The following is a 20,760-nucleotide window of genomic DNA, read 5'->3' as shown; positions in this document are numbered from 1 at the left end:
CCCGGCACCAGATTGTGCTAACTCCGACGGGAGCAAATCCGTGAAAGACTTATTAAAGTTTCTGAAAGCGCAAACTAAAACCGAAGAGTTTGATGCGATCAAAATTGCTCTGGCATCGCCAGACATGATCCGTTCATGGTCTTTCGGTGAAGTTAAGAAGCCGGAAACCATCAACTACCGTACGTTCAAACCTGAGCGTGACGGCCTTTTCTGTGCGCGTATTTTCGGGCCAGTAAAAGATTACGAGTGCCTGTGCGGTAAGTACAAGCGCCTGAAACACCGTGGTGTGATCTGTGAGAAGTGCGGCGTTGAAGTGACCCAAACTAAAGTGCGCCGTGAGCGCATGGGCCACATCGAGCTTGCGTCTCCGACTGCTCACATCTGGTTCCTGAAATCTCTGCCGTCCCGTATCGGTCTGCTGCTGGATATGCCGCTGCGCGATATCGAACGTGTTCTGTACTTCGAATCTTATGTTGTTATCGAAGGCGGGATGACGAATCTGGAACGTAACCAGATTCTGACCGAAGAACAGTATCTGGACGCGCTGGAAGAGTTCGGTGACGAATTCGACGCGAAAATGGGTGCGGAAGCTATTCAGGCCCTGCTGAAAAGCATGGATCTGGAGCAAGAGTGCGAGCAGCTGCGTGAAGAGCTGAACGAAACTAACTCCGAAACCAAGCGTAAAAAGCTGACCAAGCGTATCAAGCTGCTGGAAGCGTTCGTTCAGTCTGGTAACAAACCAGAGTGGATGATTCTGACCGTTCTGCCGGTTCTGCCGCCAGATCTGCGTCCGCTGGTTCCGTTGGATGGTGGTCGTTTCGCGACTTCCGACCTGAACGATCTGTATCGTCGCGTGATCAACCGTAACAACCGTCTGAAACGACTGTTGGATCTGGCTGCGCCTGACATCATCGTACGCAACGAAAAACGTATGCTGCAGGAAGCGGTCGACGCCCTGCTGGATAACGGTCGTCGCGGTCGTGCGATCACCGGTTCTAACAAACGTCCTCTGAAATCTTTGGCCGATATGATCAAAGGTAAACAGGGTCGTTTCCGTCAGAACCTGCTCGGTAAGCGTGTTGACTACTCCGGTCGTTCTGTAATCACCGTAGGTCCATACCTGCGTCTGCATCAGTGCGGTCTGCCGAAGAAAATGGCACTGGAACTGTTCAAACCGTTCATCTACGGCAAGCTGGAACTGCGTGGCCTGGCCACCACCATCAAAGCCGCTAAGAAAATGGTTGAGCGCGAAGAAGCTGTCGTTTGGGATATCCTGGACGAAGTTATCCGCGAACACCCGGTACTGCTGAACCGTGCACCAACTCTGCACCGTTTGGGTATCCAGGCGTTTGAACCGGTTCTGATCGAAGGTAAAGCAATTCAGCTGCACCCGCTGGTTTGTGCGGCATATAACGCCGACTTCGATGGTGACCAGATGGCTGTTCACGTACCGCTGACGCTGGAAGCCCAGCTCGAAGCGCGTGCGCTGATGATGTCTACCAACAACATCCTGTCACCTGCGAACGGCGAGCCAATCATCGTTCCTTCTCAGGACGTTGTACTGGGTCTGTACTACATGACCCGTGACTGTGTTAACGCCAAAGGCGAAGGCATGGTGCTGACTGGCCCTAAAGAAGCTGAGCGTATTTACCGCGCTGGCCTGGCCTCTCTGCATGCGCGCGTTAAAGTGCGTATCACTGAATACGAAAAAGATGCGAGCGGCGAATTCGTTGCGAAAACCAGCCTGATCGATACGACTGTTGGTCGTGCGATTCTGTGGATGATCGTGCCGAAAGGTCTGCCTTTCTCCATCGTCAACCAGGCGCTGGGCAAGAAAGCGATCTCCAAAATGCTGAACACCTGTTACCGCATTTTGGGTCTGAAACCGACCGTTATCTTCGCTGACCAGACGATGTACACCGGCTTTGCTTATGCAGCGCGTTCAGGTGCATCTGTTGGTATCGATGACATGGTGATCCCACAGAAGAAATACGAGATCATCAGCGAAGCCGAAGCTGAAGTGGCCGAAATCCAGGAGCAGTTCCAGTCTGGTCTGGTTACCGCGGGCGAACGCTACAACAAAGTTATCGATATTTGGGCTGCGGCGAACGATCGCGTTTCCAAAGCGATGATGGACAACCTGCAAACTGAAACCGTCATTAACCGTGAAGGTAAAGAAGAGCAGCAGGTTTCCTTCAACAGCATCTACATGATGGCCGACTCCGGTGCGCGTGGTTCCGCAGCACAGATTCGTCAGCTGGCAGGTATGCGTGGTCTGATGGCGAAACCAGATGGTTCCATCATCGAGACGCCAATCACCGCGAACTTCCGTGAAGGTCTGAACGTACTCCAGTACTTCATCTCCACGCACGGTGCGCGTAAAGGTCTGGCGGATACCGCACTGAAAACAGCAAACTCCGGTTATCTGACGCGTCGTCTGGTTGACGTTGCGCAGGATCTGGTGGTGACTGAAGACGATTGTGGCACCCTCGAAGGTATCACCATGACCCCGGTTATCGAGGGTGGTGATGTTAAAGAGCCACTGCGCGATCGCGTTCTGGGTCGTGTGACTGCTGAAGACGTACTGAAACCAGGTACCGCAGACATTTTGGTTCCACGCAACACTCTGCTGCACGAACAGTGGTGTGACCTGCTGGAAGAGAACTCTGTCGACTCCGTGAAAGTGCGTTCCGTCGTATCCTGTGACACCGACTTTGGTGTATGTGCGCACTGCTATGGTCGTGACCTGGCGCGTGGCCACATCATCAACAAAGGTGAAGCAATCGGCGTTATCGCGGCACAGTCAATCGGTGAGCCGGGTACACAGCTGACGATGCGTACGTTCCACATCGGTGGTGCGGCATCTCGTGCGGCTGCTGAATCCAGCATCCAGGTGAAAAACAAGGGTAGCATCAAGCTGTCTAACGCCAAGTCGGTTGTTAACTCCGCTGGCAAGCTGGTTGTGACCTCTCGTAACACCGAGCTGAAGCTGATCGACGAATTCGGTCGTACCAAAGAGAGCTACAAAGTACCTTACGGTGCTGTGATGGCGAAAGGCGATGGCGAACAGGTTGCTGGCGGCGAGACCGTAGCAAACTGGGATCCGCACACCATGCCGGTAATCACCGAAGTGGCGGGCTTCATTCGCTTCACCGATATGATCGATGGCCAGACGATTACTCGTCAGACCGACGAACTGACCGGTCTCTCCTCTCTGGTGGTTCTGGATTCTGCAGAACGTACCGCGGGTGGTAAAGATCTGCGTCCAGCACTAAAAATCGTTGATGCTAACGGTAACGACGTTCTGATCCCAGGCACCGATATGCCTGCTCAGTACTTCCTGCCAGGCAAAGCGATTGTACAGCTGGAAGATGGCGTACAGATCAGCGGTGGTGACACCCTGGCGCGTATTCCACAGGAATCTGGCGGTACCAAGGACATCACCGGTGGTCTGCCACGCGTTGCTGACCTGTTCGAAGCACGTCGTCCGAAAGAGCCAGCTATCCTTGCGGAAATCAGCGGCATCATTTCCTTCGGTAAAGAGACCAAAGGGAAACGTCGTCTGGTTATCACTCCGTTAGACGGTAGCGAGCCATACGAAGAGATGATTCCTAAGTGGCGTCAGCTCAACGTGTTCGAAGGCGAACGTGTAGAACGTGGTGACGTGGTTTCCGATGGTCCAGAAGCGCCGCACGACATTCTGCGTCTTCGTGGTGTTCACGCGGTAACGCGTTATATCACCAACGAAGTACAGGACGTTTACCGTCTGCAGGGCGTTAAGATTAACGATAAACACATCGAAGTTATCGTTCGTCAGATGCTGCGTAAAGCAACCATTGATAGCGCTGGCAGCTCGGACTTCCTGGAAGGCGAGCAGGTGGAATACTCCCGCGTCAAGATTGCAAACCGCGATCTGGAAGCGAACGGCAAAGTGGCGGCGCTCTACTCCCGCGACCTGCTGGGTATCACCAAAGCGTCTCTGGCAACCGAGTCCTTCATCTCTGCAGCATCCTTCCAGGAGACCACGCGTGTCCTGACCGAAGCGGCTGTTGCGGGTAAACGTGATGAACTGCGCGGTCTGAAAGAGAACGTTATCGTGGGTCGTCTGATCCCGGCTGGTACCGGTTATGCTTACCACCAGGATCGTATGCGTCGTCGTGCTGCGGGCGAACTGCCAGCTGCACCTCAGGTAACTGCGGAAGATGCTTCTGCAAGTCTGGCAGAACTGCTGAACGCAGGTCTGGGCGGCTCTGACAACGATTAATCGTTGATGCCCGGCGGTGAAAATCGCCGGGTAACGAAACCCAGGTCGGAAAAGCGCTAGCGCCAATCGACAATAAAAAACCCGCCTCGGCGGGTTTTTTTATATCTCTATTTTTTCAGTTCAGCAGCGGCAGGCGGCGATAAAGCTCGATCATGTCTCCCGCCAGATCCTGAATCACCATCGCGTTCATCAGGTGGTCCTGAGAATGAACGGTAATGAGATTCACCGGGAGTTTGCCGGTGCCTTCATCAAGGCCAATCAGCTGGGTCTGGATGGTATGCGCGTGCTTCACATATTCACGCGACTCTTCCATCGCTTGTTCGGCGCCCTCGAAGTCACCTTTACGTGCCAGTTGTAGCGCGGTCAACGCCGCACTGCGCGCCGCCCCGGCGTTTACCAGCAACTCCATGATGGTTGTTTCTAAATCTTCCATGTTTTACTCCAACAGTTTGAGTGCTTTTTCGAGCACGGCATCGCCTTTCATCATGCCGTAATCCATCATGTCGATCACCGCGACCTTTTTGCCCAACGGTTCCGCCTGAGCCTGAAGTTTTGCCAGTTCGTATTTAACCTGTGGCCCCAGTAATACGATGTCGGCGGTGGCAATATTGTCTTTAAATTCAGCAACCGGCACGGCTTTAATGGTTACTTCAACGCCTTTTTTATCTGCGGCGTCTTTCATCCGTTGAACCAGCATGCTAGTAGACATACCCGCCGCACAGCATAAAACGATGTTCTTCATAGTCAGCCTCGATGTACATGTGTTTATTGATAATTATCCCGTGCAGGCGGCTTCAACAACCGCTTTAAGGCGATTGTGTGTGAGGCATCACAAAGAAATCTGCTTTTTCTGAAACCGGTTACAATTTTAACGGATTACGCGGTGCGCCCGCCAAAGCGGGCACAGAGAAAGCGGTGTTATGCGTGAGTGGAAGTGAGCAGAGTGCGGTTTTTACCCTGCTGTTTGGCTTCGTAGAGAGCTGCGTCCACGCTGCCCACTAACTGCTCCAGCGGCTCGAAGTGCCACTCTCCCAGGCCGGCGCTAAAGGTGACGTGCAAACCCTCTTCCCGCCAGGTGCGATCTGCAACCTGAAGACGCCATTTTTCCAGCAGGCTAAAAGCTGAATCACTATGTTCTGCCGGGAAGACAACGGCAAACTCCTCACCGCCGTAGCGATACACGGAAATATGCTCGGGTTGCATGACCTGGATGCCCTCCCGGGCGACATTACGAAGCACAATGTCGCCGCTCAGATGGCCCCAGGTATCGTTGATGGATTTAAAGTTATCAATATCAACCAGCGCGAGGGCAAAGGGCTGATGCTCCTTCATCAATGCCGCAACATCGCTGTCGAAGGCGCGGCGATTCTTACAGCCGGTGAGCGCGTCCACGGTCGCCTGACGCACATAATCCCGCTCGCGCTCTTTGTTCGTCAGAATGGTTTTACTGAGCATCGCTTCCAGTCGCGGCGCTTGATTCACCTCGCCAGTTTTAATGGCATTAATGATGTTCATCAGTACCGTACGCGATGCGTGGCGCAGATACAGGCCAAACAAGACAATCACGATGGCGGCCAGCGCAAATCCCCAACTGACAATGTTCGTCTCGTGGCGTGTGATGTCGGTGAGCGTGGTATTAGAAACGCGGTAAATGACGAGCCAGTCCGGGTTCGTAAAGGCGTAGTAGTAGTACCAGAAGCCGGTTTTACGATCGTAGGTGTGCCCCTCGCCGCTGGTCATCTGGTCCATCAGCTCTTCACTGACATAGGTTTTAAACAAGGCTCGGGTATCCGGATGCAGCACCACCTTTCCATCGCGCTCCACCACGAAGAATTCCCCATGCATGGGGGCGACCATCTGGCGCAGGGTATATCCCATGGAAGCCAGGTCGAGATGAAATCCGAGAGTTCCTTTAACGCGACCTTCCGGCGAAATGACGGGCCGGTAGAGGGTAACGGTAAGCTGATGAGTAAAGTAATCCATGTAAGGGCTGGTATAGCGGCTTAAGGTACTCGCCTGCGCCTGACCGACAAACCACGGGCGGACGCGGGGATCAAACTTTTTGCTGCTGTCATCCGCCAGGACTTCGGGGGCACGCAGGTAGTGTCCCTGGGCGTCAGCCAGAGAGATAGCCGAAACGTTAGGCATCATGTTTTGCAACTGCATCAGGGCCTGCAATCCGTTCTCGCGATCGACCTTCACCGTGTTCTCAAGCTGGTTATTGCGAGAGAAGAATGTGACAGCCCGGCCAAGAATATGGTCGTTTTCACGCAGGATCGATTCCGTATAGTTCACCGCCAGGTTATGCGTGAAATTGAGGTTAATATTATGATAATCCTCTACAAAATCTTTTCGCTGCGTCAGCGTGATAAACACGGCGATCAGCACAAAACTGAGCAATATCCCCGCAAAGCTCACCAGGATAGGTGTCGTAAAAGAGAGTTTTTTACTGTGGACAGGCATGGGTTGTCAGAGATCCAGAAGAGGTGATAGTCCAAATGTATGCTGGTTAATTATACTTCCCAGATTTTAAGGCAGGATGATTTATCTTAATAACTGACCAGAAACTGCTTATTTTTGTGAAGGCAGGGCGAAACGAGGAAGAAGCTTTTCGCCCTGGTCAGCGTCCGCTGCTGACGTTTGCAGATTAAAAAAACGCAGATGATTCGACAACTGCTCAATGGTGACACTCCGAGGCTCCTCGAGAACATTTCGCCTCGTTGCATCGCGTTTCAACGTAACTGCGAGACGCGCCCCAGCCAGCTATCCCAGTCTTTCCAGACGGGCTGTAACCCCTGGGTGCTGAGCGCGTGGGCAACCTCTTCAGGACGACGGCCATCGTGTGGGGCGAACTGCTCCAGTTCTGGATGATTATCGGCATAACCGCCCGGCTGGGTTTTGGAAAAGGCGCTGACGTTGTTAATGGCTAACGGAATAACCCGATCGCGAAACTCTGGCGATTCCCGTGTTGATAGCGACAGCTCCACTTCCGGTGCCAGCAGGCGAAACGCGCAGATCGTTTGCACCAGCTGGCGTTCATCCATGATTGACGCCGGTTCGATACCGCCAGCGCAAGGGCGCAGCCGCGGGAAAGAGATGGAGTAGCGGCTCTGCCAGTATTGCTGCTGGAGCCACAACAAATGCTCCGCCACCATAAAACAGTCGACCCGCCAGCTGTCTGACAGCCCAATCAACGCGCCGAGACCGATTTTGTCGATTCCCGCGCGACCGAGTCGGTCCGGTGTTTCCAGGCGGAAGAAGAAATCCTGCTTTTTTCCTTTCAGGTGGTGCCGGGCGTACATCGCTTCGTGATAGGTCTCTTGATAGACCATCACGCCGTCCAGCCCAAGGGATTTCAGCTCCACGTACTCCTCTTCAGAGAGTGGCTGCACCTCCATCTGCAGGGACGAAAACCGGCGACGTATGGCCGGAACGTGCTGACGGAAATAGTCCATGCCCACTTTTCCCTGATGTTCACCGGTGACCAGCAACAGATGTTCAAAGCCCATCTCCCGGATGGCGTCACACTCACGAGCAATTTCATGCTCGTCGAGGGTTTTGCGCTTAATGCGATTGCTCATGGAAAAGCCGCAGTAAGTACAATCATTGGCGCACAGGTTGGAAAGGTAGAGCGGCACGTAAAAGCTCACCGTGTTGCCAAAACGCTGGCGAGTGAGCCGTTGCGCGCGCTGGGCCATTGGCTCCAGATAGGCGCTGGCGGCGGGGGAGAGCAGGGCCATCAGATCTTCGCGGGAGACATGGCGCGCGTTCAGGGCGCGCTCGACGTCTGCGGCGGTTTTGCTGTTGATCCGCAGACGAATATCGTCCCAGTCCAGTTCCCGCCAGCGGTCGACGAAGGTGCTCATGAGTACGCCTCCAGAAAGCCCGTTAGCGGGCTGGTGGCCTGCGCCTGAAAACTGCGCGAGCCAGGCCCGGACTGACGCGCCAGCAGGCCTGCCTCTACAGCCAGACGAAATGCGCGCGCCATCATCACCGGATCATCAGCCACTGCAATTGCGGTGTTGACCAACACGGCGTCGGCGCCCATCTCAAGCGCCTGCGCCGCATGGCTCGGCACGCCGATACCCGCATCTACCACCACCGGAACGGTGGCCTGTTCAATGATAATTTCAAGCATCGCGCGGGTTTCCAGCCCCTGATTGGAGCCAATGGGCGCACCCAGCGGCATCACCGCCGCGCAACCGACTTCCTCAAGCCGTTTACAGAGCACCGGGTCCGCGCCGCAGTAGGGCAAAACCGTGAACCCTTGCTTGACGAGAATATCGGCTGCTTTCAGGGTTTCGATGGGATCGGGCAGCAGCCAGCGCGCGTCGGGATGGATTTCCAGTTTCAGCCAGCTGGTGCCCAGCGCTTCGCGTGCCAGTTGGGCGGCAAACACCGCCTCTTCTGCCGTTTTCGCCCCAGACGTGTTGGGCAGAAGTGTCACGCCCGCCGCCAGAAGCGGGGCCAGGATCGCATCGCTGTGATGACGTAAATCCACGCGTTTCATCGCCAGCGTCACCAGCTCGCTGCCACTCTCGCGAATGGCATCGACCATCAGCTGTGGCGAAGCGAATTTTCCGGTACCGGTGAAAAGGTGTGATTCAAAGAGTTTATCCGCAATACGTAACATATCAGCCTCCTGCGATGACCTGAAAAAGCAGGATCTGATCGCCATCGCGCACCTGCTGATGTTCCCACTGCTCACGCGGCAGGATCTGTTGATTAAGGGCCAGCGCCATACCCGGCTTCAGCTGGCGTAGCTGGTCGAGAAGGGCTGCGACGCTAAGCCCCGAAACGCACTGCATCGGCTCATCGTTAAACAGAATGTGCATGCTGTCCTCCGCATACCGGGCACCCGCTGGCGCGCTGCAATGCCAGATGCCGCCAGTTTCCTGAACGGGCATCGAACATCCGCAGCGTATTGCGCGGGGTCGCCATTTTGCTGATGAGCTTGATCGCCTCCAGCGCCTGCAAGGTGCCCATCACCCCGACGACCGGTCCGAGAATCCCCGCTGTACGGCAGTTGCGCTGCGGCTCTTCATCGTCCGGCCACAGGCAGCGGTAGCAGCCCTGCGTCCACGGCGGCGTGAGCACCATCATCTGCCCGCCAAACCCAACGGCGCTGGCGGTAATGAGCGGCGTATCGAGGGCCACGCAGGCGGCGTTGATCGCCTGACGTGTCGCCATATTGTCGGTGCAATCCAGCACCACATCGGCGCGGGCGACCTCCTGATGGAGCGCGTCTCCCTCAAGCCGCTTCTGCACGGCAATGAGCATAATGTCAGGGTTAAGCGCATTCAGCCGCTGGGTGGTGATCTGCGCTTTTGGCTGGTTAATGTCCTCGGTGGTGAACAGGATTTGCCGCTGCAAATTGCTCAGATGGACATCGTCGTCGTCGGCTAACACCAGCGTACCGACGCCTGCGCCGGCCAGATAGAGCGCAGCAGGCGCGCCCAGTCCTCCGAGGCCGATGATTAACACCCGGCTGTCGAGCAACTTTTGCTGACCCTCGACGGCGATGTCGTCGAGCAGGATCTGGCGGCTGTAGCGCATGAAATCGCTGTCATTCATCGCCCGCTCCCGCCAGCTGCAACAGCTGTTCAGTGGCCGCCCGCCAGTCTGCTGCCTGCGTAATGGCACTGACCACCGCGATACTGCCGACGCCGGTTTCCAGCACTGCCGGGGCACGCGCCAGGCTGATACCGCCGATAGCGACGGTCGGGTAATCACCCAGACGAGCGATATGGCGCGCCAGCTGCGCCAGCCCTTGCGGGGCTGACGGCATCTGTTTAGTTTGCGTCGGGAAGACGTGGCCGAGCGCGATATAGGAGGGGCGAGCGGCGAGCGCCACGTCGATCTCCATATCATCATGAGTCGACACGCCCAGGCGCAGGCCTGCCTCACGAATGGCGCTCAGATCGGTGGTCTCGAGATCTTCCTGACCCAGATGCACACCGTAGGCCTGATGCTTAATCGCCAGCTGCCAGTAATCGTTGATAAATAACCGGGCGTCAAAGCGGCGCCCCAGTTCGATGGCAGCTATCACGTCGCTTCCCACCTCTTCATCACGCTTGTCTTTGATGCGCAGCTGGAGCGTTTTGACGCCTGCCTTAAGCAGGCGCTCAATCCATTCCACGCTGTCGACGACCGGGTAAAGCCCTAAGCGCAGGGGCACCGGGGGGAAATCGGGCTGGTACATTACGCCTCCTCTTTTTTGAGGTAGATTTCGCCGCCTTTAGCGCGGAAGTTTTCTGACATGTCAGCCATGCCCACTTCGATCACCTGCCTGGCGGCGTAGTCGCGCACTTCCTGGCTGATTTTCATTGAGCAGAATTTTGGCCCGCACATGGAGCAGAAGTGCGCCACTTTGCCGGACTCCTGCGGCAGGGTTTCATCGTGGTAGGCGCGCGCGGTGAACGGGTCGAGCGCCAGATTGAACTGGTCTTCCCAGCGGAATTCAAAGCGGGCTTTCGACATGGCGTTATCGCGGATCTGCGCGCCCGGGTGGCCTTTGGCTAAATCCGCCGCGTGGGCGGCGATTTTGTAGGTGATCAGCCCCTGCTTCACGTCCTCTTTGTTCGGCAGGCCGAGATGCTCTTTCGGGGTGACATAGCAGAGCATAGCGCAGCCAAACCAGCCGATCATCGCCGCGCCGATACCGGAGGTGAAGTGGTCGTAGCCCGGTGCAATATCGGTGGTCAGCGGCCCGAGGGTGTAGAACGGTGCTTCGTGGCAGTGTTCCAGCTCTTCAGTCATATTGCGGCGAATCATCTGCATTGGTACGTGGCCAGGGCCTTCAATCATCACCTGCACGTCATATTCCCAGGCGATTTTGGTCAGCTCGCCCAGGGTGTGCAGCTCAGCAAACTGTGCTTCGTCGTTGGCATCGCGAATAGAGCCAGGACGCAGGCCGTCGCCCAGCGACAGGGAGACGTCGTACGCGGCGCAGATTTCACAAATCTCGCGGAAGTGTTCGTAGAGGAAGTTTTCCTGATGATGCGATAAGCACCATTTCGCCATGATTGAGCCGCCGCGCGAGACTATCCCGGTCAGGCGTTTGGCGGTCATTGGCACGTAGCGCAGCAGTACACCGGCGTGGATGGTGAAGTAATCTACCCCTTGTTCAGCCTGTTCCAGCAGCGTATCGCGGAACGCTTCCCAGGTGAGATCTTCGGCGATCCCGTTTACCTTCTCCAGCGCCTGATAGATCGGGACCGTGCCGATCGGCACCGGGCTGTTACGCAGGATCCACTCGCGGGTTTCGTGGATATAGCGCCCGGTGGAGAGATCCATCACCGTGTCCGCGCCCCAGCGGGTGGACCACACCAGTTTTTCGACCTCTTCTTCGATGGAAGAGGTGACCGCAGAGTTGCCAATATTGGCGTTCACTTTCACCAGGAAGTTGCGGCCAATAATCATCGGTTCCGATTCCGGGTGGTTTATGTTGGCAGGGATAATCGCTCGGCCAGCGGCCACTTCGTCACGCACGAATTCCGGCGTGATGTTCTCCGGCAGGCGAGCGCCAAAACCTTCGCCCGGATGCTGGTGGCGCAGAACTTCGCTGCGAATGCGCTCGCGCCCCATGTTTTCGCGGATGGCGATGAATTCCATCTCCGGCGTTACGATCCCCTGGCGTGCATAGTGCAGCTGGGTCACACATTTTCCCGCTTTCGCCCGTTTCGGCGTCAACAGACCGGTGAAACGCAGCCCGTCCAGACCGTCGTCCGCCAGACGCTCTTTGGTGTACGCGGAGCTGCGGTCGGTCAGTGATTCGCTGTCCTGGCGTGCCTCAATCCACGGCTGACGCAGTTTTGCCAGCCCCTGCTGGACGTTGATGGCCACGTCCGCATCGCCATAAGGGCCAGAGGTGTCGTAGACCGGCACTGCTTCGTTATCTTCAAACTGGGGATTTTCTTTGCTACCACCGATGAGTGTCGGGCTGAGCTGGATTTCACGCATCGGGACGCGGATATCGTCCTGCGAACCGGTGATGTAAATACGTCTGGAGTTCGGGAAAGCAGTGCCTTCCAGGGTATCGATGAAGTGTTGTGCTTGTGCGCGCTGTTCGCGGCGGGTCAGTTTAGTTGCAGACATAGCTCATTCCAAAAAAAGTAAGGAGTGGCTTGTCAGACGACGGATGAAGCAAGAGGTGTGATCACCCAGAGAGGGTGATACAACAGCATTTTGACTCTTGTTCCCTTCGCAGGTATTAGCCTGATCAGGTTCCGCGGATCCCGAATTAACGGTCTCAGCCCGGCTTTCGCACTGGGCACTCCGACAAGAAAACGCGCCTGCAGTGCAGGTGCGGTATTTGTAAATTACTCGTTAACGCTTAATAACTCAAGCTGGCCGCGCGATGTTGTCTTCATTGCTGGCTTTTGGATTGCTGTCCAGCACCAGGGCGATGAGCTTGTCTTCCAGCGTGAACCGCGCTTCCATCGCTTCGCCGAGATCGGAAAGGGCCTGCTGGAAATCCAGATAATTGTCCTGATCGATGGCGTTTTCGAGCGTGGAGTCGTAATAGTCCATGATCTGCTGAGTATTGGCTTCCAGCAGTGGGTAGAGTTTCGTGGCCGCTAAATACGGGCTGGTCCCTTCCATTTCGCGAATAATACGTTCATATAGATTAAAATGACCGTCGGAAAGGTAGTCGACCAGGCTTTGACAAAAATCATCCAGCGCTTTTTCATTCAATCGCATATACGATTCTTTGCCAGGCTTAATGCCAACCAGATTGTAGTAAGCAACAAGCAAATGTTTACGCACGTGCAGCCAGCGATCGACCAGGTCATGACTTCCTCCGACGCGCTCTGTCAGGCTTTGTAGCTGGTTTAGCATGTTTGACTCCACAAGGTTAAGATGAAAAAGCTGGCCACCCGGAAATGTAAGAATATTGTTATCAACATGCCTGTGAAGCAAAGGTAGTGCAATAGATATGGATCGTATAATTGAAAAATTAGATCGCGGCTGGTGGATCGTCAGCTCCGAACAAAAATTATGGTTGCCCGGTGGAGAATTACCTTACGGCGAGGCAGGACGTTTCGATCTTGCGGGGCAGAGGGCACTTTGGCTCGGCGAATGGCAGGGCGATCCCGTGTGGTTGATCCAGCAGCATCGCCATCATGAAATGGGATCGGTTCGCCAGGTGATCGATCTGGACGTCGGTCTGTTCCAGCTGGCCGGGCGTGGCGTGCAACTGGCAGAATTTTTCCGATCCCATAAGTTCTGCGGCTACTGCGGACACACCATGCACCAGAGCAAATCCGAGTGGGCCATGCTGTGCAGCCACTGCCGGGAGCGCTACTACCCGCAAATCGCCCCGTGCATCATCGTCGCCATTCGTCGGGATGACACTATTCTGCTGGCGCAACACACTCGCCATCGTAACGGCGTGCATACGGTGCTGGCTGGCTTTGTCGAAGTGGGTGAGACGCTCGAACAGGCTGTTGCTCGCGAAGTGATGGAAGAGAGCAGCATCAAGGTTAAAAACCTGCGTTACGTGACCTCCCAGCCGTGGCCCTTCCCCATGTCGCTAATGACCGCGTTTATGGCGGATTATGACAGCGGCGATATCGTGATCGACCAAAAAGAGCTGCTGGAAGCCAACTGGTATCGCTACGACGACTTACCCCTTCTCCCGCCACCGGGCACCGTGGCGCGTCGTCTGATAGAAGATACCGTCGCGATGTGTCGGGCCGACTATGAATGAATCACATGTTACACTGGCGGCATGACGCTTAAGGAACTGCAAAAATGACCGAACTGAAGAACGATCGTTATCTGCGTGCGCTGCTGCGCCAACCCGTTGATATCACCCCGGTGTGGATGATGCGCCAGGCGGGCCGCTATTTGCCGGAGTACAAAGCTACGCGCGCCGAGGCGGGCGATTTTATGTCCCTGTGCAAAAACGCCGAGCTGGCCTGCGAAGTCACGCTGCAGCCGCTGCGCCGTTTCCCGCTCGATGCGGCGATCCTTTTTTCAGATATCCTGACCATTCCGGACGCGATGGGGCTGGGTCTCTATTTCGAAACCGGCGAAGGCCCGCGTTTTACCTCACCGATTAAGAGCAAAGCTGACGTCGATAAACTGCCGATTCCAGACCCTGAACAGGAGCTGGGCTACGTCATGAACGCGGTGCGCACTATCCGCCGCGAACTAAAAGGTGAGGTGCCGCTGATTGGTTTCTCCGGAAGCCCGTGGACCCTGGCGACGTATATGGTTGAAGGTGGTAGCAGCAAAGCCTTCACGATGATCAAAAAGATGATGTACGCCGAGCCGCTGGCGCTGCATGCGCTGCTGGACAAACTGGCGAAAAGCGTCACTCTGTATCTCAATGCGCAGATTAAAGCGGGTGCGCAGTCGGTCATGATTTTCGATACCTGGGGCGGAGTGCTGACCGGGCGCGATTATCAGCAGTTCTCCCTGTACTACATGCATAAAATTGTCGATGGTCTGCTGCGTGAAAACGAAGGCCGTCGCGTGCCGGTGACGCTGTTCACCAAAGGCGGCGGGCAGTGGCTGGAAGCACTGGCCGCGACCGGCTGCGATGCGCTGGGTCTCGACTGGACGACGGATATTGCCGATGCGCGCCGTCGCGTGGGTGACATAGTGGCGCTGCAGGGCAATATGGACCCCTCCATGCTCTATGCGAAGCCGGCACGTATCGAAGAAGAAGTGGCGACCATTCTGGCCGGATTCGGTCATGGCGAAGGGCACGTCTTTAACCTCGGCCACGGTATTCATCAGGATGTACCGCCAGAGCACGCAGGCGTATTTGTCGAGGCGGTGCACCGCCTTTCTGCCCAGTACCACCAGTAGGGAGTGATTATGGATCTCGCGTCATTACGCGCTCAGCAAATCGAACTGGCCTCCTCGGTGATCCGAGAGGATCGTCTGGATGTGAATCCCCCGGCGTTGATCGCCGGTGCCGATGTCGGGTTTGAACAGGGCGGGGAAGTGACGCGAGCCGCGATGGTGCTGTTAACCTATCCCGCGCTGGAGCTGGTGGAGTACAAAGTGGCGCGCATCGCCACCACCATGCCCTACATTCCTGGTTTTCTCTCCTTTCGTGAATATCCCGCGCTGCTGGCAGCGTGGGAGCAACTCTCGCAAAAACCCGATCTTTTGTTCGTCGATGGTCATGGGATTTCCCACCCGCGACGCCTCGGCGTGGCCAGCCATTTTGGTCTGCTGGTGGATGTGCCGACGATTGGCGTGGCGAAAAAGCGTCTGTGCGGCAAGTTCGAACTGCTTTCCGCCGAACCAGGTGCTCTCGCACCGCTGATGGACAAGGGCGAGCAGCTGGCGTGGGTCTGGCGCAGTAAAGCGCGCTGTAATCCGCTGTTTGTGGCGACGGGTCATCGCGTGAGCACCGACAGCGCACTGGCGTGGGTGCAACGCTGCATGAAAGGCTACCGTTTACCGGAGCCGACGCGCTGGGCTGACGCAGTGGCGTCGGCGCGTCCGGCATTTGTTCGTTGGCAGGAAATTCAGCGTTGATTCAGGTAAACTGCGGCTAATTTCCGATTCGAGACATCATCATGTTACAAAACCCGATTCATCTGCGCCTTGAGAAGCTGGAAAGCTGGCAGCACGTCACCTTTATGGCCTGTCTGTGCGAGCGCATGTATCCCAACTATGCCACGTTCTGCAAGCAGACTGGATTTGGTGAAGGCCAGATTTATCGTCGTATTCTCGACCTGATTTGGGAAACGCTCACGGTCAAAGACGCTAAGGTGAATTTCGATTCTCAGCTCGAAAAACTGGAAGAGGCGATCCCGTCGGCGGATGACTACGATATGTATGGCGTCTACCCGGCTATCGACGCTTGCGTGGCACTGAGTGAATTGCTTCACTCGCGTCTGAGCGGTGAAACCCTCGACCATGCCATCGAAGTCAGTAAGGCGTCCATTACCACCGTGGCGATGCTGGAAATGACCCAGGAAGGTCGCGAAATGACCGACGAAGAGCTGCGAGCTAACCCTGCGGTTGAGCAGGAGTGGGATATTCAGTGGGAAATATTCCGACTTTTGGCCGACTGCGAAGAACGCGATATTGAGCTGATAAAAGGGCTGCGCGCGGACTTACGCGAGGCGGGTGAGAGTAATATTGGTATAATTTTTAACCAATGAGACAATAAAACGTGATTTAACGCCTGTTTTGTCGCACCTCGACTCTTCCCTTCTGCCCCCCGTCTGGTCTACATTTGGGGGGCGAAAAAAAGTGGCTATCGGTGCGTGTATGCAGGAGAGTGCTTTTTTGGCATTTTCGTCGCACTCGATGCTTAGCAAGCGATAAACACATTGAAAGGATAACTTATGAACAAGACTCAACTGATTGATGTAATTGCGGACAAGGCTGATCTGTCTAAAGTGCAGGCTAAAGCTGCTCTGGAATCCACCCTGGCTGCTATTACTGAGTCTCTGAAAGAAGGCGATGCTGTACAACTGGTTGGTTTCGGTACCTTCAAAGTGAACCACCGCGCTGAGCGTACTGGCCGCAACCCGCAGACCGGTAAAGAAATCAAAATCGCCGCTGCAAACGTACCGGCATTTGTTTCTGGTAAAGCACTGAAAGACGCTGTTAAGTAAGACGGCGTGGCCGTGAACAGTTTTAACAAGGGGGCGGTTTCGCCCCTTTTGTTTTCATGGCGCCGTCCGCTCGCGCTGGCGGGCATGCTGTTGCTCACTGCCTGCAGCCATGACTCCTCTCTGCCGCCGTTTACCGCCAGCGGATACGCTGACGATCAGGGCGCGGTACGAGTCTGGCGCAAAGACTCTGGTGACGACGTTCACCTGCTCTCCGCATTCAGCCCATGGCACAACGGCAATACCTCTACGGCGGAATACCGCTGGCAAGGCGATGCGCTGTCGCTGATTGAACTCAATATCTACAGTAAAACGCCTGAACACGTGCGCGTGCGCTTTGATGACCACGGTGAGCTGAGCTTTATGCAGCGCGAGGTCAACGGCCAAAAACAACAGCTCTCCAGCGATCAAATCGCCCTGTACCGCTACCGGGCAACCCAGGTGCGCCAGACCAGCGATGCGCTGCGTCAGGGACGCGTGGTGCTACGTCAGGGGCGCTGGCATCCTGATGGTACAGTCACCACCTGTGAAGGGCAGACCGTTAAGCCCGATCTCGAAGCCTGGGCGAAAGAACATATCGAACGGCGTCAGCGACACTCTTCGATGGAAGTGAGCATTGCCTGGCTTGAAGCGCCTGAAGGGTCACAGCTGCTGCTGGTGGCAAACGAAGATTTCTGCACGTGGCAGCCGACGGAAAAGAATTTCTGATATCAGTGCCCCCTCCGGACGGAGAGGGCGAATAGTTGTTACTGTTCTTGCTCGCGGGCAATCGCACGATAACCAATATCACCGCGGCTAAAGCTGCCGTTCCAGTGGATATCCTTCATCAGCGCGTAAGCGTGTTTCTGCGCGTCGGCTACGGTGTTACCCAGCGCGGTGGCGCACAATACACGGCCCCCGTTAGTTAACACGCGATCGTCTTCTGCCAGTTTGGTGCCAGCATGGAACACTTTACCGCCGTCGACCTCTTCCAGCGGTAAACCGTGGATCTCATCGCCATTGTTGTAGTTGCCGGGATACCCCCCGGCAGCGATCACAACGCCCAAAGAGGCACGCGTATCCCACTCGGACGTTTTCTCATCCAGCTTACCTTCGCAGGCGGCCAGGCACAGTTCCACCAGATCGGATTTCATGCGCAGCATGATCGGCTGCGTTTCCGGGTCGCCAAAGCGGCAGTTGAACTCGATAACTTTTGGGTTGCCCTGCTTGTCGATCATCAGCCCGGCATACAGGAAACCGGTGTACGTGTTGCCTTCGGCGGCCATGCCTTTCACGGTAGGCCAGATGATGCGATCCATAGTGCGCTGGTGGACTTCGTCAGTCACCACCGGCGCCGGAGAGTAAGCGCCCATGCCGCCGGTGTTCGGACCAGTATCGCCATCACCCACACGTTTGTGATCCTGGCTGGTGGCCATCGGAAGGACATGTTCGCCATCGACCATCACGATAAAGCTCGCCTCTTCGCCGTCGAGGAACTCTTCGATCACGATGCGGTGCCCAGCGTCGCCGAAAGCGTTACCTGCCAGCATATCCTGAACGGCCGCTTCGGCTTCTTCGAGGGTCATCGCCACGATTACGCCTTTACCGGCAGCCAGACCGTCGGCCTTGATGACAATCGGAGCGCCTTTTTCGCGCAGATACGCCAGCGCAGGCTCCACTTCGGTGAAATTCTGATACTCACCGGTCGGGATTTTGTGACGCGCAAGGAAATCTTTGGTGAAGGCTTTAGAGCCTTCGAGCTGCGCTGCGCCTTCCGTTGGGCCGAAGATTTTCAGGCCCGCCGCGCGGAACGCATCTACCACGCCAATCACCAGCGGCGCTTCCGGGCCGACGATGGTCAGATCGATTTTCTCATTCAGGGCGAAGTTCAGCAGCGCCGGAATATCGGTCACGCCGATTGCGACGTTCTGCAGGGCAGGTTCCAGCGCGGTACCGGCATTCCCCGGTGCCACGAAGACGGTTTGAACCAGAGGCGACTGTGCCGCTTTCCACGCCAGGGCGTGTTCGCGCCCGCCGTTACCAATCACTAATACTTTCATTGTCTGCTCCGGGGATTAATGGCGGAAGTGACGCATGTCGGTGAAGATCATTGCGATGCCGTGTTCGTCGGCAGCAGCAATCACTTCGTCATCGCGGATTGAGCCGCCCGGCTGAATGACACAGGTAACGCCAGCCGCCGCTGCGGCATCAATACCGTCGCGGAACGGGAAGAAGGCATCAGAGGCCATGGCGGAGCCTTTCACTTCAAGCCCTTCATCGCTGGCTTTAATACCGGCGATTTTCGCGGAGTAAACACGGCTCATCTGGCCTGCGCCAATGCCGATGGTCATATTCTCTTTGGAATAGACAATGGCGTTGGATTTAACGAATTTCGCCACTTTCCAGCAGAAGAGCGCATCACGCAGTTCCTGCTCGGTCGGTTGACGTTTGCTGACCACACGCAGATCGCCAGCGGTAACCATACCCAGATCGCGATCCTGAACCAGCAGACCGCCGTTAACACGTTTAAAATCCAGAGCCGGGACACGTTCAGCCCACTGGCCACAGACCAGCACGCGGACGTTCTGCTTAGCGGCGGTGATCTTCAGGGCTTCTTCAGTCGCGGAAGGAGCGATGATCACTTCAACGAACTGGCGGGAGATGATCGCCTTCGCTGTTTCGGCATCCAGTTCGCGGTTGAAAGCAATGATGCCGCCGAAAGCGGAGGTTGGGTCGGTTTTGTATGCGCGATTGTAAGCTTCCAGAATGGAAGTGCTTACGGCGACGCCGCATGGGTTCGCGTGTTTGACGATCACACAGGCCGGTTCGTTGAACTCTTTCACGCACTCCAGCGCCGCGTCGGTATCGGCGATGTTGTTATAGGAAAGCGCTTTGCCCTGAACCTGCTGAGCAGTGGCAACGGAAGCTTCTTTGATCTCTTCTTCTATATAGAAGGCTGCGTTCTGATGGCTGTTCTCGCCGTAACGCATATCTTGCTTCTTAATGAAGTTCAGATTCAGGGTGCGCGGGAAGCGGCCAGCAGGCTCTTTGCTCTCACCGTGATAGGCCGGAACAAGACTACCGAAGTAGTTGGCGATCATGCTGTCGTAAGCAGCGGTGTGTTCGAACGCTTTGATGGCGAGGTCGAAACGGGTTTCCAGCGTCAGGGAGCCTTCATTGGCATCCATCTCGTTAATGATGGTGTTGTAGTCGCTGCTCTTTACCACGATAGCCACATCTTTATGGTTCTTCGCGGCGGAGCGCACCATGGTTGGGCCGCCGATGTCGATATTCTCGACCGCATCTTCCAGAGAGCAGTTTTCGCGGGCGACGGTCTGGGCGAAAGGATAGAGGTTAACAACCACCATATCGATCGGCGCAATCCCGTGTTGATCCATGATGCCGTCATCCTGACCGCGACGACCGAGAATGCCGCCGTGCACTTTTGGATGCAGGGTCTTTACGCGTCCATCCATCATTTCCGGGAAACCGGTGTAATCGGACACTTCGGTTACCGGCAGACCTTTATCTGCTAACAGGCGAGCGGTTCCGCCAGTGGACAGCAGCTCTACACCGCGTGCAGAAAGTGCCTGAGCGAATTCGACGATACCGGCTTTATCAGAAACACTGAGCAGAGCGCGGCGGACTGGACGACGTTGTTGCATGGTAAATCCCCTGGATTTCACGATTACAGAGAGCGTTAGATGAATTTTCCTTTAAAAAACTCATCTAACACACCTGACAGGGCATCCTTGCATGGCGCGTGCATTTTAACGAAAACGTTTGCGCAACGCTCGCGAATTTTCAAATTTTCGTCGGGTTGTGGATAAGTCTGTGTGCAAAAGGGTATAAGGCGGGGTTTTGCTGTGGAATGCAGCAGTCAGTCATTTTTCTGTCATTTAGCGGTTGCGGGCTGACGAGAACTCC

The 20,760-nt window shown here is 55.8% G+C and carries 19 protein-coding genes and 1 riboswitch; of the genes, 7 read left to right on the top strand and 12 right to left on the bottom strand.

The window, feature by feature from the left end:
- The first annotated feature begins 40 nt into the window (after window positions 1–40).
- Window positions 41–4,264 carry a DNA-directed RNA polymerase subunit beta' gene (gene rpoC, locus OVA10_RS04950; protein ID WP_100778107.1) on the top strand — a complete coding sequence of 1,408 codons (4,224 nt, stop codon included), beginning with the start codon at window positions 41–43 and terminating at the stop codon, window positions 4,262–4,264.
- Between the two features lie 115 nt (window positions 4,265–4,379).
- Here the strand turns inward: rpoC and OVA10_RS04945 are convergent, their stop codons facing one another.
- The 10 genes from OVA10_RS04945 to rsd all read right to left on the bottom strand — a co-directional run bounded on the left by OVA10_RS04945 (window position 4,380) and on the right by rsd (window position 13,105).
- Window positions 4,380–4,697 (bottom strand): PTS lactose/cellobiose transporter subunit IIA, encoded by a 318-nt coding sequence (locus tag OVA10_RS04945; RefSeq protein WP_100778106.1) that lies wholly within the window; start codon window positions 4,695–4,697, stop codon window positions 4,380–4,382.
- Window positions 4,698–4,700: 3 nt separating this feature from the next.
- Window positions 4,701–5,006: a PTS sugar transporter subunit IIB gene (locus OVA10_RS04940; protein WP_100778105.1), complete on the bottom strand. Its 306-nt coding sequence runs from the start codon at window positions 5,004–5,006 to the stop codon at window positions 4,701–4,703.
- Between the two features lie 176 nt (window positions 5,007–5,182).
- Complete coding sequence (locus OVA10_RS04935) at window positions 5,183–6,727, bottom strand: sensor domain-containing diguanylate cyclase (protein WP_248859462.1); 1,545 nt, start codon at window positions 6,725–6,727, stop codon at window positions 5,183–5,185.
- 269 nt (window positions 6,728–6,996) lie between these two features.
- Window positions 6,997–8,130, bottom strand: coding sequence for a 2-iminoacetate synthase ThiH (thiH, locus tag OVA10_RS04930; RefSeq protein ID WP_268195525.1), 1,134 nt, complete (start codon window positions 8,128–8,130; stop codon window positions 6,997–6,999).
- Window positions 8,127–8,897 (bottom strand): thiazole synthase, encoded by a 771-nt coding sequence (thiG, locus tag OVA10_RS04925; protein ID WP_123429651.1) that lies wholly within the window; start codon window positions 8,895–8,897, stop codon window positions 8,127–8,129. The genes thiH and thiG overlap by 4 nt, the downstream gene beginning before the upstream one ends.
- Before the next feature lies 1 nt (window position 8,898).
- Window positions 8,899–9,099: a sulfur carrier protein ThiS gene (thiS, locus tag OVA10_RS04920; protein ID WP_181827158.1), complete on the bottom strand. Its 201-nt coding sequence runs from the start codon at window positions 9,097–9,099 to the stop codon at window positions 8,899–8,901.
- Window positions 9,083–9,838 (bottom strand): thiazole biosynthesis adenylyltransferase ThiF, encoded by a 756-nt coding sequence (thiF, locus tag OVA10_RS04915; RefSeq protein WP_268195524.1) that lies wholly within the window; start codon window positions 9,836–9,838, stop codon window positions 9,083–9,085. Before thiF ends, thiS begins: the two co-directional genes overlap by 17 nt.
- Window positions 9,831–10,466, bottom strand: a complete 636-nt coding sequence (gene thiE, locus OVA10_RS04910; protein WP_268195523.1) for a thiamine phosphate synthase — start codon at window positions 10,464–10,466, stop codon at window positions 9,831–9,833. Before thiE ends, thiF begins: the two co-directional genes overlap by 8 nt.
- Entirely contained in the window at window positions 10,466–12,361 is a 1,896-nt protein-coding gene (thiC, locus tag OVA10_RS04905) for a phosphomethylpyrimidine synthase ThiC (protein ID WP_268195522.1), read from the bottom strand. Before thiC ends, thiE begins: the two co-directional genes overlap by 1 nt.
- An 84-nt stretch (window positions 12,362–12,445) precedes the next feature.
- Window positions 12,446–12,554, bottom strand: a riboswitch (TPP riboswitch).
- A gap of 53 nt (window positions 12,555–12,607) precedes the next feature.
- Window positions 12,608–13,105, bottom strand: coding sequence for a sigma D regulator (gene rsd / locus OVA10_RS04900; RefSeq protein ID WP_100778097.1), 498 nt, complete (start codon window positions 13,103–13,105; stop codon window positions 12,608–12,610).
- 97 nt (window positions 13,106–13,202) lie between these two features.
- Between rsd and nudC the strand changes: the two genes are divergently transcribed.
- From nudC to OVA10_RS04870, 6 genes are all read left to right on the top strand, one after another.
- The gene (nudC, locus tag OVA10_RS04895) at window positions 13,203–13,976 is read left to right on the top strand and encodes an NAD(+) diphosphatase (RefSeq protein WP_107702477.1); all 774 of its coding nucleotides are present in this window, start codon (window positions 13,203–13,205) and stop codon (window positions 13,974–13,976) included.
- 44 nt (window positions 13,977–14,020) lie between these two features.
- Window positions 14,021–15,085 carry a uroporphyrinogen decarboxylase gene (gene hemE / locus OVA10_RS04890; RefSeq protein ID WP_268195521.1) on the top strand — a complete coding sequence of 355 codons (1,065 nt, stop codon included), beginning with the start codon at window positions 14,021–14,023 and terminating at the stop codon, window positions 15,083–15,085.
- A gap of 9 nt (window positions 15,086–15,094) precedes the next feature.
- Window positions 15,095–15,766, top strand: a complete 672-nt coding sequence (gene nfi / locus OVA10_RS04885; RefSeq protein WP_268195520.1) for a deoxyribonuclease V — start codon at window positions 15,095–15,097, stop codon at window positions 15,764–15,766.
- 41 nt (window positions 15,767–15,807) lie between these two features.
- Complete coding sequence (locus OVA10_RS04880) at window positions 15,808–16,398, top strand: YjaG family protein (RefSeq protein ID WP_100778093.1); 591 nt, start codon at window positions 15,808–15,810, stop codon at window positions 16,396–16,398.
- Window positions 16,399–16,584: 186 nt separating this feature from the next.
- Window positions 16,585–16,857, top strand: coding sequence for a nucleoid-associated protein HU-alpha (gene hupA, locus OVA10_RS04875; protein WP_002445246.1), 273 nt, complete (start codon window positions 16,585–16,587; stop codon window positions 16,855–16,857).
- 12 nt (window positions 16,858–16,869) lie between these two features.
- Window positions 16,870–17,562 (top strand): DUF1481 domain-containing protein, encoded by a 693-nt coding sequence (locus OVA10_RS04870; RefSeq protein ID WP_100780783.1) that lies wholly within the window; start codon window positions 16,870–16,872, stop codon window positions 17,560–17,562.
- A gap of 38 nt (window positions 17,563–17,600) precedes the next feature.
- Here the strand turns inward: OVA10_RS04870 and purD are convergent, their stop codons facing one another.
- Window positions 17,601–18,893, bottom strand: coding sequence for a phosphoribosylamine--glycine ligase (purD, locus tag OVA10_RS04865; protein WP_268195519.1), 1,293 nt, complete (start codon window positions 18,891–18,893; stop codon window positions 17,601–17,603).
- A gap of 15 nt (window positions 18,894–18,908) precedes the next feature.
- Window positions 18,909–20,498: a bifunctional phosphoribosylaminoimidazolecarboxamide formyltransferase/IMP cyclohydrolase gene (purH, locus tag OVA10_RS04860; RefSeq protein ID WP_268195518.1), complete on the bottom strand. Its 1,590-nt coding sequence runs from the start codon at window positions 20,496–20,498 to the stop codon at window positions 18,909–18,911.
- Window positions 20,499–20,760: the final 262 nt, after the last annotated feature.

It is taken from the genome of Lelliottia sp. SL45 (assembly GCF_026672535.1).
Taxonomy (GTDB): Bacteria; Pseudomonadota; Gammaproteobacteria; order Enterobacterales; family Enterobacteriaceae; genus Enterobacter; species Enterobacter nimipressuralis.
Note: the sequence above shows the minus strand (reverse complement) of the source record. Positions and strands in the feature narration are given on the sequence as shown.

Bases quoted from the DNA above. Each gene is read 5' to 3' on its own strand.
- OVA10_RS04945 (WP_100778106.1), bottom strand. From the start codon at position 4,697: ATGGAAGATTTAGAAACAACCATCATGGAGTTGCTGGTAAACGCCGGG.
- OVA10_RS04940 (WP_100778105.1), bottom strand. From the start codon at position 5,006: ATGAAGAACATCGTTTTATGCTGTGCGGCGGGTATGTCTACTAGCATG.
- OVA10_RS04935 (WP_248859462.1), bottom strand. From the start codon at position 6,727: ATGCCTGTCCACAGTAAAAAACTCTCTTTTACGACACCTATCCTGGTG.
- thiH (WP_268195525.1), bottom strand. From the start codon at position 8,130: ATGAGCACCTTCGTCGACCGCTGGCGGGAACTGGACTGGGACGATATT.
- thiG (WP_123429651.1), bottom strand. From the start codon at position 8,897: ATGTTACGTATTGCGGATAAACTCTTTGAATCACACCTTTTCACCGGT.
- thiS (WP_181827158.1), bottom strand. From the start codon at position 9,099: ATGCACATTCTGTTTAACGATGAGCCGATGCAGTGCGTTTCGGGGCTT.
- thiF (WP_268195524.1), bottom strand. From the start codon at position 9,838: ATGAATGACAGCGATTTCATGCGCTACAGCCGCCAGATCCTGCTCGAC.
- thiE (WP_268195523.1), bottom strand. From the start codon at position 10,466: ATGTACCAGCCCGATTTCCCCCCGGTGCCCCTGCGCTTAGGGCTTTAC.
- thiC (WP_268195522.1), bottom strand. From the start codon at position 12,361: ATGTCTGCAACTAAACTGACCCGCCGCGAACAGCGCGCACAAGCACAA.
- rsd (WP_100778097.1), bottom strand. From the start codon at position 13,105: ATGCTAAACCAGCTACAAAGCCTGACAGAGCGCGTCGGAGGAAGTCAT.
- nudC (WP_107702477.1), top strand. From the start codon at position 13,203: ATGGATCGTATAATTGAAAAATTAGATCGCGGCTGGTGGATCGTCAGC.
- hemE (WP_268195521.1), top strand. From the start codon at position 14,021: ATGACCGAACTGAAGAACGATCGTTATCTGCGTGCGCTGCTGCGCCAA.
- nfi (WP_268195520.1), top strand. From the start codon at position 15,095: ATGGATCTCGCGTCATTACGCGCTCAGCAAATCGAACTGGCCTCCTCG.
- OVA10_RS04880 (WP_100778093.1), top strand. From the start codon at position 15,808: ATGTTACAAAACCCGATTCATCTGCGCCTTGAGAAGCTGGAAAGCTGG.
- hupA (WP_002445246.1), top strand. From the start codon at position 16,585: ATGAACAAGACTCAACTGATTGATGTAATTGCGGACAAGGCTGATCTG.
- purD (WP_268195519.1), bottom strand. From the start codon at position 18,893: ATGAAAGTATTAGTGATTGGTAACGGCGGGCGCGAACACGCCCTGGCG.
- purH (WP_268195518.1), bottom strand. From the start codon at position 20,498: ATGCAACAACGTCGTCCAGTCCGCCGCGCTCTGCTCAGTGTTTCTGAT.